This is a genomic window from Clostridium tetanomorphum, assembly GCF_017873215.1.
In the GTDB taxonomy this organism is placed as follows: domain Bacteria; phylum Bacillota; class Clostridia; order Clostridiales; family Clostridiaceae; genus Clostridium_AO; species Clostridium_AO tetanomorphum.
Window position 1 is genome coordinate 128,524 of record NZ_JAGGKA010000006.1, and the last position, 14,948, is coordinate 143,471.

General features: G+C 28.7%; 16 protein-coding genes. 1 reads left to right on the top strand and 15 read right to left on the bottom strand.

Annotated features, from left to right (window positions below):
• Nucleotides 1–16 precede the first annotated feature (16 nt).
• The 14 genes from J2Z24_RS07810 to mraZ form a co-directional block, all read right to left on the bottom strand.
• Complete coding sequence (locus J2Z24_RS07810; RefSeq protein ID WP_035144929.1) at nt 17–478, bottom strand: cell division protein SepF; 462 nt, start codon at nt 476–478, stop codon at nt 17–19.
• A gap of 11 nt (nt 479–489) precedes the next feature.
• On the bottom strand, nt 490–1,155 hold the full coding sequence (locus J2Z24_RS07815) for a YggS family pyridoxal phosphate-dependent enzyme (protein WP_035144928.1): 666 nt from the start codon (nt 1,153–1,155) through the stop codon (nt 490–492).
• Nucleotides 1,156–1,229: 74 nt separating this feature from the next.
• A complete protein-coding gene (locus J2Z24_RS07820) occupies nt 1,230–1,952 on the bottom strand; it encodes a DUF881 domain-containing protein (RefSeq protein ID WP_035144927.1) in 723 nt (240 codons plus the stop codon).
• A 10-nt stretch (nt 1,953–1,962) separates the two neighbouring features.
• The gene (locus J2Z24_RS07825; RefSeq protein ID WP_035144925.1) at nt 1,963–2,304 is read right to left on the bottom strand and encodes a small basic family protein; all 342 of its coding nucleotides are present in this window, start codon (nt 2,302–2,304) and stop codon (nt 1,963–1,965) included.
• Nucleotides 2,305–2,338: 34 nt separating this feature from the next.
• A complete protein-coding gene (locus J2Z24_RS07830) occupies nt 2,339–3,049 on the bottom strand; it encodes a DUF881 domain-containing protein (protein ID WP_035144923.1) in 711 nt (236 codons plus the stop codon).
• A 13-nt stretch (nt 3,050–3,062) separates the two neighbouring features.
• Nucleotides 3,063–3,848, bottom strand: a complete 786-nt coding sequence (locus J2Z24_RS07835) for a cell division protein FtsQ/DivIB (protein WP_035144921.1) — start codon at nt 3,846–3,848, stop codon at nt 3,063–3,065.
• Nucleotides 3,849–3,981: 133 nt separating this feature from the next.
• The gene (gene spoVE, locus J2Z24_RS07840) at nt 3,982–5,085 is read right to left on the bottom strand and encodes a stage V sporulation protein E (RefSeq protein ID WP_035144919.1); all 1,104 of its coding nucleotides are present in this window, start codon (nt 5,083–5,085) and stop codon (nt 3,982–3,984) included.
• Between the two features lie 18 nt (nt 5,086–5,103).
• Entirely contained in the window at nt 5,104–6,066 is a 963-nt protein-coding gene (mraY, locus tag J2Z24_RS07845; protein WP_035144916.1) for a phospho-N-acetylmuramoyl-pentapeptide-transferase, read from the bottom strand.
• 43 nt (nt 6,067–6,109) lie between these two features.
• Nucleotides 6,110–7,513, bottom strand: a complete 1,404-nt coding sequence (locus J2Z24_RS07850) for a UDP-N-acetylmuramoyl-tripeptide--D-alanyl-D-alanine ligase (RefSeq protein WP_035144915.1) — start codon at nt 7,511–7,513, stop codon at nt 6,110–6,112.
• 15 nt (nt 7,514–7,528) lie between these two features.
• Nucleotides 7,529–8,977, bottom strand: coding sequence for a UDP-N-acetylmuramoyl-L-alanyl-D-glutamate--2,6-diaminopimelate ligase (locus J2Z24_RS07855; protein ID WP_035144913.1), 1,449 nt, complete (start codon nt 8,975–8,977; stop codon nt 7,529–7,531).
• A gap of 85 nt (nt 8,978–9,062) precedes the next feature.
• Nucleotides 9,063–11,249, bottom strand: coding sequence for a stage V sporulation protein D (locus tag J2Z24_RS07860; RefSeq protein ID WP_035144911.1), 2,187 nt, complete (start codon nt 11,247–11,249; stop codon nt 9,063–9,065).
• A gap of 15 nt (nt 11,250–11,264) precedes the next feature.
• Complete coding sequence (locus tag J2Z24_RS21765) at nt 11,265–11,756, bottom strand: septum formation initiator family protein (RefSeq protein ID WP_035144909.1); 492 nt, start codon at nt 11,754–11,756, stop codon at nt 11,265–11,267.
• Between the two features lie 34 nt (nt 11,757–11,790).
• Nucleotides 11,791–12,723 (bottom strand): 16S rRNA (cytosine(1402)-N(4))-methyltransferase RsmH, encoded by a 933-nt coding sequence (gene rsmH / locus J2Z24_RS07870; protein WP_035144907.1) that lies wholly within the window; start codon nt 12,721–12,723, stop codon nt 11,791–11,793.
• Between the two features lie 64 nt (nt 12,724–12,787).
• Complete coding sequence (gene mraZ / locus J2Z24_RS07875; protein ID WP_035144904.1) at nt 12,788–13,216, bottom strand: division/cell wall cluster transcriptional repressor MraZ; 429 nt, start codon at nt 13,214–13,216, stop codon at nt 12,788–12,790.
• Nucleotides 13,217–13,509: 293 nt separating this feature from the next.
• On the opposite strand from mraZ, the gene J2Z24_RS07880 reads away from it, so the two are divergent.
• A complete protein-coding gene (locus J2Z24_RS07880; RefSeq protein ID WP_156950177.1) occupies nt 13,510–13,647 on the top strand; it encodes a hypothetical protein in 138 nt (45 codons plus the stop codon).
• 98 nt (nt 13,648–13,745) lie between these two features.
• Here J2Z24_RS07880 and J2Z24_RS07885 read toward each other — a convergent pair whose 3' ends face one another.
• Complete coding sequence (locus tag J2Z24_RS07885) at nt 13,746–14,867, bottom strand: DegT/DnrJ/EryC1/StrS family aminotransferase (protein WP_035144901.1); 1,122 nt, start codon at nt 14,865–14,867, stop codon at nt 13,746–13,748.
• Nucleotides 14,868–14,948 lie beyond the last annotated feature (81 nt).

The window sequence follows — 14,948 nt, forward strand, 5'->3', positions numbered from 1 at the left end:
TCTACCTCCAATTTTTTTATCTATTCCAATTAAATATACCTTTATTAGATAACTCACTCTTCAATTCACTATCTACTTCCACATTTGAAGGAGAAACAATATAAATACCTCTTTCAATTTCTTCAAGACTTCCTCCTAAAGCATATGTTGCACCACTTACGAAATCTAGTAGCCTCTGTGCAATTTTTTGTTCTAATGATATAGAATTTACTACTATAATCTTTCTACTCTTTAGATTGTCACAAATGTCAACTACTTCATCATAAGTTGTTGGTTTTACTATAACAACTTTAGCTGTAGATGCCGTATGTATACTTACAACTTTACCTTGCTTTTTTGAAGACTGAATAATTGGTTCATATTCTTCTTCATTACTAATGTCTTTTCCTTCAAACTCATTTTCGTTTTCTTCAAATTCATCTAATTCATCTTCTAATCCTAATAATCCCATCATTTTATTTAATACTTTACCTGCCATTTGTTATCCTCCTATACATTATAATTTCTCTTCCCAAAAATCCCCTCACCGATTCTTACCATATTTGCTCCTTCATCCATAGCAATTTCATAATCATTTGTCATTCCCATAGAAAGATATTTCATCTCTATATTTTTAAACGTTCTTTCTTTTAAATTATCGAATATTTCCTTCATTGCTTTAAAGTATTTTCTACTACTTTCCTCATCTCCTATTGGAATTATTGTCATAAGTCCTTTAACTTTAACATTGCTACATTCTTCGCAAGCATTAAGAATTTCTTCTAAATTTTCTAAAAAAATTCCCGTTTTGCTTTCTTCTCTCCCTATGTTTATTTGAATTAAAACTGAAGCTATCTTATCTTTTTGTTTATATTGCTTTTCTATTTCTTCTAGAAGTCTCACACTATCTAAGGAATGTATTAAATATACCTTTCCTACTATATATTTTACTTTATTTCTTTGGAGATGTCCTATAAGATGCCACCTTACATCTTTATAAGGGAAATTCTCTATTTTCTCACTTAATTCCTGTACTTTATTTTCTCCAAAATCTCTAATTCCAGTATTATATACTTCCTCTATATCTTCTAAAGGCTTAGTTTTAGATACTGCTATTAAAGTTACATCCTTGCCAATAGTGCTCTTTATTTCCCTAATATTCTCAGTCAATGACAATATCATCATCCCCCTAGACTAAATTATCTTAATTTTAATATTCTTCATAAAGTTTAAAATTCCTTCAATTTGTACTATTTATTCATAGATTTTATAAATTTATTTTCCATTTTCCCCATATACGCTGGTATTTTAATATCTTCCTTATCTTCCAATTCAACTTCAATTCCCCTAATCATCAATGATTTAAGGTAATTTTCATCTGCTAATATATACTTTTTCAAACTTTCCTTATTTCCAATGGCATTTATATAAAAAGGTGCACATATTTGAATACCATTTATTCTTAAAAAAGCACCATTACAATTTATAGATGAAGAACTAATTAATCTAACTTCATTTATGGATATGGCCTCAGCTCCCGCATTTAAAAGATCATTTACTACTTGTATCATATCTTTATTATGTATTAACTTCTGCTCATATTCATAAGGATCCTGTATAAATTCTGTACTCGCATCTACAAGGGTTATTTTTATTCCTGGCCCCTCAAGGGCAGTGAATCCCATAATTCGTTTATTCTCTATTATTTCTTTATTTATTTCATCAATTATTTGATTGTTATTTTGTATATTTTTTTCATATTTAGAAAGCTTATCTTTGTATTTTATATACTGATTATTTAAATTACTTATTCCGTTAAGCAATTCATTTCTGTATACATAAGCATCTTGATATTGTTTGCTACTCAAAAAAACCGTTTTATTTTCTCTTGTAAAACTTATATTCATTGAAATTAATATACCTATTACTATAGAAGCTATAAATACAAATACATTAGCCTCGTTACTTCTCATAGCCTTCACCTCATTGACGTGACTTAGCTTTCTCTATTAAAAGCCTTCTTACTATAGCAAAATTGTCAAATATTCTCCCTCCAAATACTATTACTGCCGCTATATATATAGGAACTCCTAGTTTATCTCCCAAATAAGCTAATCCTGCTGCTAATACAGAATTACCAAAAAAACCTGAAATAAATATATCTGCTTGAAAGTTTTTAGAAAGTCTTGCCCTAATAGCTCCAAAAACTGAATCCAAGCAAGCTAATATTGCTACAGACATATAGGGTGAAAATTTTTCTGGAATATTTATATTCCATATGGCCCCTACTATTATTCCAATTACTAAACCCAAAAATGCAATCATTAAATAACTCACCCCTATATAAATTAAATTATTCTTATTTTACTGGTTTTGCATATTCAAATTTATATGATTTATTATATCTATCTATCTTTATGTTATCAGATGGCTCATATTTAACTTCACAAACTCCTCTGAAATCTGATAAAGTTTCCGGAAATTCTAACACCGCTTCCAAATTCTTTTTATATCCTATAGCTTTTATTACAATTCTCTTGGAAGGTGATACTCTATCCTCACCATTTATTGATATAGTATTTCCAGAAATTCTAATTCCTGTTCTTCCTGTAATCCTTATATCATTTATAGATATAGCTTCTGCCCCTGCATACTTTAACTCATTTATTAAAATTATCAAATGTCTATCAGTTATTTTAAAGTCTGTTCCACTACCAAAAATATTACTATTAGGCGTTAAATATATTACAATTCCTTCTCCTTCCACATCAGTAGTCCCCGTTAATATTCTTGTATCTTCTAATTCTTTTAAAAGCGTTTTAGTAGAATCATCCCTTCCCGCTGCAGCATCTTCATATGCCTTAATTTTAGTTTCAAGCTCATTTACCCTTGTATTAAGTTTCTCTTTCTCTTTTTTATATTGTTCTATTTGTGCAGTAATATCTGCACTATTATAGGGATTTACATTTATTCTATCTTGCTTAAAAAGCATTTTAAATTGATACGCTAACATAAAACCTAGTATAGCGCAAACTAACGCCACACTAACTTGTGAACTCCATTTACGCATTAATCATTTCCTCCTATTTTTCTATAAAAACTACTGGATTTCCATTAAAACTTACATCCACATACCCTTTTTTAGCAGATTTTACCTCTTCTTTCTGTAGTATTATATTAAAAGCTTTATTTAACTTATTATTTAATTCATCACTATTACCTAATTTAATTAAAATATTTTTATAATAAAATTGTATATTATTTAAATCTTGCAAGTTTACAAGAGAAATATTATAATTATCTTTTTTAGAACCTACTAATAGACTTATCTCCTTTATCAATTCAACTTTTCTATCATCATCCACAAAAATAGTTTTTCCCACTTCACTTTTTTCTAATTGAAATCCTTGAAGCTTCACTAAATTCATATTTTTTATATCTTTTCTTATCTCTAATACAACTCCATTCTTATCTACAATTATATATTCTCTATTTTTTTCTCCATAAAAAATTGCTTCCCTTTCGCTTATATCAATTAATATTTTATTAGGAAGTTTCCTCTTAACTTCAGCCTTTAATATATAGGGATTATTTAAAATGTCTCTTTTAGTCCTATCCATATTAATATAAAAGATATTGTCACCTTCATAAATTCTAGAAAGTTTTATAATCTCCTCTTTAGATATATTTTTATTATTAATAACTTCTATTTTCTTAACGTTAAAATATGGATGCTTTAAACAAAGTCCTGTTAACGTAGAAATAAGTAGAATCAATAATATAAAGCATTTTTTAACAAACTTTCTTCTTCTTCTCTTTATTATTAATTGATTTTTACTCTTCTTCTGAAAATCTATATTTTCTATCATATTATTACCACCTTCTAAATAATAGGCTATATATATAATAACACGATATATAATTAATTTCATTAAATTTATTATTAAATTTACACATTTTTTTACATAATTATAGCATTGCCTTAAAGCAATGCTATTTAATCTAAATATTACTTTTTTGTCTTGAGATATTTAGTAACACACCTATAGCCGACATATTAATTACCAAAGAGGATCCGCCAGAACTTATAAAAGGAAGCGGTACTCCTGTTACAGGAATAGAACCAGTAACAACTGCTATATTTATTAATGCCTGAACTGCAATAACTGAAATAATACCTGTAGCAAGTAAGGTTCCAAAAGTATCTTTAGCTTTAACTGCAGTGACAATTCCTCTCCAAATCAATAAAGCAAAAAGAATAATTATAAATGTGCATCCAATCAATCCTAACTCTTCTCCTATTACTGCAAATATAAAATCATTATGAGGTTCCGGTATATAATAGCATTTTTGTCTAGACTGACCTAATCCTACTCCCCATATTCCTCCAGATCCCAATGCCAAAAAAGATTGAATTAATTGATAGCCAGTCTTCTGGGGATCTACCCAAGGATTTCTATAGGAAAAAAACCTTGCTCTTCTAAATGGAACCAAAAGTATCGCTGCAGCTCCTGCTACTATTACAGGAAGTACTACTGCAACAAGATGGTGAAACTTAGCTCCTCCCACAAATAATACAAAAAAAGTTACTGCCATAATAACCGTTGCTATACTCAAATTCTTTTCTGCATACACCAACCCTGCATAAAAACCAGCTACTAAAAGATATGGAATTACTCCATAAGAAAAAGTTTTTATTTTTTCTCCTTTTGCATCAATGCTTTTAGCTAAATATAATACTACAAAATATTTTGCAACTTCTGAAGGCTGAAAAGTTGCTGGTCCTAATGGTATCCATCTTCTTGCTCCATTTCTTTCTGGAAAAATAAATACTACTAAAAGCAATATAGTTGTAATTATCATAATTAGTTTAGTATATTTTTTTAATTTATGATAATCATAATTTATAAAAATAAACATAAAAAACACACCTATTATAGCCCACAATCCCTGTCTTTTTAAATAGTGCATACTATCCTTATATTTATAAAACGCAAAGTACGAACTAGCACTATATACCATAATTACTCCTATTGCTACTAATAGCATTATTATAGAGAACATTAAAAAATCTATGCTTCCCATTTTGTTTTGGAGTTTCTTCATAATTACCTCCTAAAATAATTATTTAAAAGATAAAAAAGCAATCATACATAAAATAACTGTTACTATGGAAAATATTGATACAATTTTTGTCTCATGCCATCCACAAAGTTCAAAATGATGATGTAAAGGACTCATTTTAAATATCCTTTTTCCGGTTAATTTAAAGGAAGCTACCTGCAATATTACAGATAATGTTTCCATAACATATATACCTCCTACTATTATAACCAAAAGTGGTAATTTTAATATCATTGCTACAGCAGCTACAGCCCCACCTAAAGCTAAAGATCCTGTGTCTCCCATAAAAATTTGAGCAGGAAATGCATTATATTTTAAGAACCCTAAAAGTGACCCTGCAAGCACTGCGCAAAATATTGATAAAGTGTAATGTCCCATGTTAAAACTTACTATTACAAAAAATGTCATAACTAATATAGTAATAGAAGTAGCCAATCCATCTAATCCATCAGTTAAATTCACCGCATTAGTAGTGGCTGTAAAATATATTATTATACAAGGTATATAAAACATTCCTAAATCAAAGGACATTCCACTAAAAGGTATTATAATTGAGGTTCCTATATCTGAATTGTTTGCTGCATAATATGCAAAGGCAAAAGATACAACAAGTAATAAAATCATCTTTTGATAAGCTCTTAATCCCAAATTTTTCTTATGTACTATCTTTAAAAAATCATCAATAAATCCTATAAAACCAAAAGCGATAAATGCATAAAGTGCAAACATAGCTTCATCACTAGGTTTTTTTACTAGTATTATCATAGATACTATAGATGCAATTATAAATATAATTCCTCCCATAGTTGGAGTTCCTGCCTTTTTTTGATGACTTTTAGGGCCTTCCTCCCTAATACTTTGACCAAACTTCAATTTATGAAGTAATGGTATTAATATAGGTCCTATTACTATTGCTAAAAAAAATGCTACAAGTACTGAATATATTATTTTACTATTATTCATTATATAATGCTCTTAAAATAGAGCATATTCACCTCCTTAAGCCCTAGTTATTCTTTAGTTTCTCTACCATTTTTTCAAATTTCATAGCTCTAGATGCTTTAAATAATACCACATCCTCTTTTTCTAAATAAGATAGTAGAAAATCTATTACTTCATCATAATTATCTAACTTTAAATATTGTTTTTCAGAATTTTGTATAGATTTTTCAACATGACTATCTTCAAATCCTTCTATAAATGCTTTATCAAATTCTCCTAAAGCTATAAGTAAGTCTACTCCATTTTCTTTAGCATAGCTTCCTACTTCTTTATGAGCTCTATAAGCTTCTTTGCCAAGTTCTTTCATAGTTCCTAGAACTGCCACCTTCTTTTTACCATTAATCCCAATTAACACATCTATAGCAGCCTTCATAGAATCTGGACTAGCATTATAACAATCATTAACTATAGTAAAGCTATCATTCTTTATTATATCTAATCTCATAGCGGTAGTTTGTAAATTTTTCAATCCTTCTTTTATTTCTTTAAAACTCATATTTAAATTTCTTCCACAAGCTATGGCTAAAAGGGCATTCCATATATTGTGCTTTCCAGGAAGATTTATGTATATTTCTTCTTCTTCTTTAGTTGTTTCTTCTATTACTTTAAAACTTAAATCACTTTCATTCAATACTATATCATATGCATAAAAATCCCATTTATTTTCAAATCCTGTTTTAATTATCTTAATTTTATTGTTTTTTAAAGCTCCTAACAAGTCATTATCTCCATTTACTATTAACACATTTTTTTCTTTAAAAAAGTCTGTAATCTCAAGTTTTGCTTTTAATATATTTTCTCGTGTTTTTAAGTTTTCTATATGAGAAATTCCAATATTAGTTATAATAGCTATATCCGGATTTGCTACCTCTGCCATTCTATGTATTTCTTGTAAATTGCTCATTCCCATTTCTAAAACTGCTATTTCATAACTTTTATCCAATCTAAATATCATAAGAGGTAATCCTATTTCATTATTGAAGTTTCCTTCAGTTTTAAATACTTTATATTTGCCACTTAAAACTGATGCTGTTAAATCTTTAGTGGATGTTTTTCCTGTGGAACCAGTAATTCCGATAACTTTAATATTTAATTTACTTCTATAATATTTGGCTAAATCTAAAAGGGCTTTCCTTGTATCTTTAACTTTAATTATTGATGTATGTTTTTGTATTTCTTCTCTAGTAAATAAAACCTCATCTATTATGCAAATTAACGCACCTTTTTCACTTGCTTGTTTCATATAAGCATTTCCATTAAAATTTTCACCTTTTAATGCAATAAATATATTTTTTTTCTCTATTTTTCGGGTATCTGTGGAAACTCCATCATAATCAAATCTATCTCCTTTTACTAATACTTCCCCTTCTATTGCTTTAACAATTTCATCAAAACCTAAATATTCCAAGTGAAAAACTCCTTTCTAATATAATTCTTCAACTATTTCTTTAATTATTTCCCTTTCATCAAAATGTATAGTTTTATCTTTTAATATTTGATAATCTTCATGACCTTTACCAGCTACTACTATTACATCATCTTTTCTTGCAATCTCCATAGCTTTTTTAATTGCCTGTCTTCTATTCTCTACAACTATATAATTATCCTTTTTTATGCCATCTTTTATATCTTTTATTATATCTAAAGGTTCTTCACTTCTTGGATTGTCTGAAGTTATAATAGCTAAGTCACTAAGTTCTGTTCCTATCTTGCCCATAATAGGTCTTTTAGTTTTATCTCTGTCTCCCCCACATCCAAATACACTAATTAATCTTCCTTTAGTAAATTCTCTTCCAGTTTTTAATATATTCTCTAATCCATCAGGTGTATGAGCATAATCTACTATTACTTCATATCCTAAATTATAATCCTTAGTTACTATTTCACATCTACCAGGTACTCCACTCATACTCTCTAATCCACTCTTTACAGAATTAATATCTATCCCTTCATTTAAACATGCAAGTATACTTCCCAATGCATTTAAAATATTATATCTTCCCGGTATGTGTATATTAATGTCTATGCTTTTTCCTTCATATTCTATGTTAAATTTTACTCCTCTAGCACTCATTTGTATATTTTCAGCTTTCAAATTTGATTTCTCTTCTATAGAATAAGTTGACTTACTTCCAGGTATATCATCATATACTCTCTTACCATACTTATCATCTATATTTATTATTGAATTTTTACTATTCTTAAATAATAATAGCTTTGATTTATAATAGTTTTCAAAAGTTTTATGAAAATCTAAATGATCCTGAGTTAAATTTGTAAATACAGCTTGTGAAAAGTTTATACCATAAACTCTATCTAAATAAAGGGAATGAGATGAAACTTCCATAACACAATAATCTACATTTTCTTCTACCATATCTTTAAAAAGTCTATGTATCTCCAAGGACTCTGGAGTGGTTCTATCTGCATGGATTTTTCTATTGCCAATATAATTAACAATTGTCCCTAAAAGTCCTACTTTAAATCCAGCTTTTTCTAATATTGACTTAATCATAAAAGTTGAAGTAGTTTTACCATTAGTTCCTGTAACTCCAATAATCTTTAATTTGTCTTTAGGATTTCCATAAAAATTTGATGCAACTTCAGCCATAGCTTTTCTGCTATCCTGAACCTTTATTACTGTACATTTAGGTAAATCTTCTATATATTTATCACAAACCACTACTTTAGCTCCATTTTTATAAGCTATAGGTATATATTTATGTCCATCTGTACTATATCCCTGTATAGCAAAAAACATATCTCCTATTTCAATTTTTCTAGAATCATATTGAATATTATTTATTTCAATGTCATCTGTTCCATTTAAAATATCATAATTCAAACCTTTTAATATTTCTTTTAATTTCATAATTACACCTCTCTTATAGATTAGTTAATAATTAATTACCATTTTAACAGTACAACAGTGAACGGCTTAGCCGTTCACTGTAAATTTAGTCTCCTACTTGTTCCAGTTTTACATTTACAATAGTACCTTTTGGCACTTCTTCCCCTTCTTTTATGTTTTGGTCATAAATAAGGCCATTTCCACTATAATCTATTCTTAATCCAATGCTATTCAATAGTTCCGATGCTCTTTCTAAACTATATCCTTTTACACTAGGAACTACTACTACTTTATTATAATTAGATGTACTTCCTGTGTAAAGAACTATTTTACTACCTTCTTTTACAGTATAACCAGGTTTAGGATTCATGTCTACTATATACTCACCACTGGAATCAATTTTATAATCTAAATTTTTCTCTTTTAGTATCTTTAAAGCTTCACCTTTTTTCTTTCCTCTAATTTCTGGTATTATTATATCTTTTTTTAAACTTTCAGCTATTTCCTCTGAAGAAGCATCAGATTTAAAAGATAAATAATTAAAAATATCATTTAACACCTGTTGAGCTACTGGCGCTGATATTTGCCCAGCATAGTAATTAGATGGGTCAGGTTCATCTATGGATACAAGTAAAGTTATTCTTGGTTTATCTATTGGTGCCATAGCTGCAAAAGAAGAAATATATTTTCCTTCACCATATCTTCCATTGACAACTTTTTGAGCGGTACCAGTTTTCCCTCCTATATGATAACCTTCTATAAAAGCTTTCTTACCTCCACCTTCGGATACTACTCTTTCAAGGTAAGTTCTCAAAGTAGCAGCTACTTTTGGATCCAGTACTTCTTTTTCTCCATAATTATCAAACTTTTTGTCTGTTATTTCTTTATTATTCTCTTCATCATAGTGAGCTACTTCTTTTAATACATGAGGTCTTATCCATTTGCCGCCATTTGCTACTGAATTAAAAGCTGCTAAATATTGTACAGGTGATACTGTATTAGCCTGCCCAAAAGAAATAGTAGCAAGGTCTACATCTGACATGGCTTGTGGTTTCTTTATTATACCTTTTGCTTCTCCTGGTAAATCCACACCTGTTTTTTGTCCAAATCCAAATTTTTGTATGTAGCTATAAAGTTTTTCCTTTCCTAACTTTTTACCTACTTCTGCAAAACCTACATTACATGAATTCTTAATTATATCAGGAAAAGTTTGTATGCCATGTCCTGTTCTTTTAGCACAATGTATAGTTCTTTTTCCTATAGTTATAGAACCAGTACAATTAAATTTGTCATTTTCTGATACCACATTCTCTGCCATAGCTGATGCTGCAGTTATTACTTTAAATATAGAACCTGGCTCAAATGTATCATTTACTGCTCTATTTCTCCAAGCTGCCTGAAGTTCATCGGAAGTTTTACCTTCTATCCAAGGATCATTAGGATTATAATCTGGTTTGTTTACAAGAGCTAATATTTCTCCATTATTAGGATCCATAGCTATTATAGAAACAGCTTTTGCTTTATTGTCACTTAAAGCCTGAGTTGCAGCTTTCTCACAAAAATGCTGTATCATCTCATCTATAGTTAATATCACATCTTTTCCATCCTGTGGTTTAGTAAATTCAGAAATTATATAAGGAAGTTCCCTGGACCTAGTATTATCCATTTCTGCTATTCTTTTTCCAGGTTCTCCAGATAATATTTTATCATACTGCATTTCTACTCCTGTAAGTCCTTTTCCATCTGAATTAGTATGTCCTAGTACATGGGCTAAAAAATTATTGTTAGGATAATATCTCTTAGTATCAGCAGATACTATAACACCTCTTATTTTTAATTTATTAACTTTATCAGCCATAGGCTTCTCTATTCTTCTCTTTAAAGTAGCAGAACCATAGGGAAGTCCATTTGGAAATTTTTTGTTTATTATTTTTTTAACATCTTCTACATCCATTTCTAAAGCTTCTGAAAGCTTTGATGCTACAGTATCCACAGACATCTTCTTATCTTCCATGGTATGTCTTAAAGTATTTAAATCTAAATCCACTCTATATACATTAGCACTTAAGGCTAATTCATTTTCATTTCTATCTAATATTCTGCCCCTCTTAGCAGATATTTTAACTTCGCTTGTCCATTGTTCTATAGCATCTTTTTCATACTCAGGAGATTTTTTAATCATTATATAACTAAGTCTTCCTACGAGACAAGTAAATAAAAATATAAGCCCTAAAAGAATTATAAACATCCTCTTCTTTATAAGAACCTTGTCTCTATATGCTTCTTTACTCAAACTTTTATACCTCCGCTAAAATAACTTGCTTAAAAATTTTTTCAATTCACTTTCCTTATTCTTGTTATCAGACTTATTTTTATCTTCATATTTAAATATCTCTTTATCCATATCACAATAAAACACATCTCCTTTAGTAGGATTAACCATTTTTAATTTATTTTTAGCAAATTCTTCTATATATTGAATATTGCTATATTTTACTAAATCAACTTTTAAATTTTCGTTCTCCTTATTTAAAAGGGTCATGTTGTGATTTATGTTATTTAGTTCTTTTTGTAAATCATATATTATACTGTATCTAGCTACTAAGGTAATTCCAACTATAAAAAGAATAGAAATATTCCGTATAGTTTTTAATTTATTTTTAGTTCTTTTAATCTTTAATTTCTTTGCTTTATTTCTTTTAACTTCATTATCCTTTTTTTCATTTTCCTTTGGTTCAAACTCCGGAGCAAGGACAGTATTTCCTTTAATATAATAGTTGTCTTTACCTGTTATTATCACTTTATTCACTCCCCTTCATAATTAGAACATCAAGTTATAATTTTTCACCGATTCTTAACTTCGCACTTCTACTTCTTGAATTAAATTCTATTTCTTCTTTTGTAGGTTCTATAGCTTTTTTTGTAATTACCTTTAAACTAGGCTTCTTACCACAAACACAAATTGGGAAATCCTTAGGACATACACAAGGATCTTGAAGTTCTTTAAATTTAAGCTTTATAATTCTATCCTCCAATGAATGGAAGGTTATTATTCCAATTCTTCCTCCACTGTTCAAACAATTAACTCCATCTTCTACAGCTTTATTTAATATCTCCAATTCCTTATTCACTTCAATTCTTATGGCTTGAAAAGTTCTTTTAGCGGGATGTGGTCCTTCTCTTCTAAACCTAGCTGGAATTGCATTTTTTATTATTTGAGCCAACTCTCCTGTGGTCTTTATTGCTTCTTTGTTTCTACTTTCTATTATGAATTTAGCTATTCTTTTAGCAAAGTTATCTTCTCCATACTCTCTTATAATCTTTGTTAATTCTTCTTCACTATATCCATTTACTACCTCATAAGCAGATAAGCTATTTCTTCTATCCATCCTCATGTCTAAAGGTGCATCTTGCATATAACTAAATCCTCTTTCACCTTTATCCAATTGATAAGAAGAGACTCCTAAGTCTGCTAATATTCCGTCGACTTTTTCTATATTTAAATCTTTCAATATTCTTTCTATATTGTAAAAGTTATCATGTACATATGTTACATTATCATAATCTTTTAATCTTTCTCTTGCGGCTTTTAACGCGTCTTCATCTTGGTCAATGCCTATTAGCTTTCCTTCTTTTGATAATAATTTCAATATTTCTGATGAATGTCCTGCTCCACCTAAAGTACAGTCCACATATATACCATTTTCCTTAATATTCAATCCTTCTATTGTTTCTCTTAGTAAAACCGATACATGTTTAAATTCCATATTCTTTTCTCCATTCTTTTAACTAACAAATATATTACTTGCTTTTTATTATTTACTACTTAACTTAAATTCCTAACTCACTCATTTTTTCTGCAATTTGTTCAAAATCTATATTAGATTCATTGTATTCTTCCCATTTTTCTTTACTCCAAATTTCAATTCTGTTAGATACACCTATACTTACTATTTCCTTTTTTATATGCGCATATTCTAATAGACTCTGAGGTATTAAAGCTCTTCCTTGTTTATCTACTGTAATTTCATTAGCCCCAGAGAAAAAAAATCTGACAAAGGCTCTAGCATCTCTGCTAGTTAATGGAAGCTTTTTAAGTTTTTCTTCTAAAATAGTCCACTCACTTAAGGGGTATGTATATAAACATCCATCTAGTCCTTTAGTCAAAATAAACTTTTCACTTAATTCTTCTCTAAACTTAGATGGTATAATCATTCTATTCTTAGCATCTATTGCATGGGCGTACTCACCTATAAACATTTTTGCACCCCTAATTTCTATTTCACTCCACTTTAAACCACTTTAAACCACTAACTTTACTATTCTATAATAAACTAAAAATTCCTTCTTTAAAAGAGTTTTTTAATAAAAAATTTAAGAGCATTAAATTTTATTATTCGATTTTTATTTATCTAATACTACTTTCCATTTTTATGAAATTAAATAGTTCATTTATAAATACAATAAACTATTTTTTTACTACAAAAATTTTAATATTAAATTTATAAATGAAAATACTATTATTAATATCTTTAATATTAGGAGGTTAATTTATGTTTATAAATAATAAAATGATTAAACGTCATAGATTTAGATGTTTAAGCAATGGTGAAAAAATGTGTATAGCAGGAATGATAGTAATGAGCTACATGAAAGGTATATTGCTTGGTATGTATTTAAATGAAAAATAGCCTTACTTTACTGTCAATTAAAATAGCACTTCTAGAACTGTGTTAAAAAGTTTCTAGAAGTGCTATTGTTATTTTATTAATTTTCTTTGACGATTTAGTTATTTCTTATAGAATTCTTTAATTTTTTCACATACATATTCTACTTCGTCTTCAGTTATCTCTGGATATATTGGTAAAGCTAATACTTCGTTACAAGCTTTTTCTGCTATTGGGAAGTCGCCCTTCTTATATCCTAGATAACTAAAACAATTCTGCAGATGAAGTGGAATTGGATAGTAAATACTTGTTCCCACTCCATTATCTTTTAAATATCTATTCAAATCATCTCTTTTTTCACAACTTAGATTAAATACATAATAAACAGGTTTTTGTTCTCCTTTTATTTTTGGAATTTTTACATATTCTATATCTTTTAATCTATCTTTATACCAATTGCTAATTACTTCTCTTTTTTCTATAGCTTCATTTATATACTTCATTTTCACAAGAAGTATAGCTGCCTGAATTGTATCCAATCTTGAGTTGTATCCTATATAATCATAATTATATTTTACTTTTGCTCCATGCACTCTATATATCTTAGAAAGTTCAGCTAATTTATCACTATTAGTAGTAATTATGCCACCATCGCCATAACCACCTAAGGTTTTAGTTGGAAAAAAAGAATATATTCCCATATGACCTATGGTTCCGGCAGTCCTATAAATTTCCCCATTTCCTTTCCATTTCATTCCAAAAGCTTCAGCTGCATCCTCAAGTACAAATAAATTATATTTCTCTGCATATTTCATTATATCATCCATATTAGCCATTTGACAGAATAAATGAATAGGAATGATTCCTACTGTATTTTTAGTTATTTTTTCTTCAATCTTTGTTGTATCTATATTAAAGGTTTCTTCATCAATATCAACAAAAACAGGTTTACCACCATGTTTAGCAATACAGGAAGTAGAGGCAAGAAAAGTAAAAGGTGAAGTTACAACTTCCTTTCCATTTTTAAATCCCATAATATCTGAAGCCATAACTAAAGCATCTGTCCCAGAAGCAACACCTACTGCATGTTTTGCTCCCGAGAATTCTTCCACAGCTTTTTCTAACTCTTTAACTTCTTTTCCCAAAGTTTGTATCCCATTTTGTAGCACATTTTCTATTGCTTGATTAAATTCATTCTTCTTTTCTAAATATTCCCTTTTCGAAGTATAAAAGCCTACTTCCATGAATAGTCCCTCCCTTAAATTTCAAATTATAAATAATAAAGAATAAATATATCATAAACTTCCTACAGGAATTTCTATAAC

Bases quoted from the DNA above. Each gene is read 5' to 3' on its own strand.
- rsmH (WP_035144907.1), bottom strand. From the start codon at position 12,723: ATGGAATTTAAACATGTATCGGTTTTACTAAGAGAAACAATAGAAGGA.
- J2Z24_RS07880 (WP_156950177.1), top strand. From the start codon at position 13,510: ATGTTTATAAATAATAAAATGATTAAACGTCATAGATTTAGATGTTTA.
- spoVE (WP_035144919.1), bottom strand. From the start codon at position 5,085: ATGAAGAAACTCCAAAACAAAATGGGAAGCATAGATTTTTTAATGTTC.
- J2Z24_RS07820 (WP_035144927.1), bottom strand. From the start codon at position 1,952: ATGAGAAGTAACGAGGCTAATGTATTTGTATTTATAGCTTCTATAGTA.
- J2Z24_RS07810 (WP_035144929.1), bottom strand. From the start codon at position 478: ATGGCAGGTAAAGTATTAAATAAAATGATGGGATTATTAGGATTAGAA.
- J2Z24_RS07825 (WP_035144925.1), bottom strand. From the start codon at position 2,304: ATGATTGCATTTTTGGGTTTAGTAATTGGAATAATAGTAGGGGCCATA.
- J2Z24_RS07830 (WP_035144923.1), bottom strand. From the start codon at position 3,049: ATGCGTAAATGGAGTTCACAAGTTAGTGTGGCGTTAGTTTGCGCTATA.
- mraY (WP_035144916.1), bottom strand. From the start codon at position 6,066: ATGAATAATAGTAAAATAATATATTCAGTACTTGTAGCATTTTTTTTA.
- mraZ (WP_035144904.1), bottom strand. From the start codon at position 13,216: ATGTTTATAGGTGAGTACGCCCATGCAATAGATGCTAAGAATAGAATG.
- J2Z24_RS07885 (WP_035144901.1), bottom strand. From the start codon at position 14,867: ATGGAAGTAGGCTTTTATACTTCGAAAAGGGAATATTTAGAAAAGAAG.
- J2Z24_RS07855 (WP_035144913.1), bottom strand. From the start codon at position 8,977: ATGAAATTAAAAGAAATATTAAAAGGTTTGAATTATGATATTTTAAAT.
- J2Z24_RS07835 (WP_035144921.1), bottom strand. From the start codon at position 3,848: ATGATAGAAAATATAGATTTTCAGAAGAAGAGTAAAAATCAATTAATA.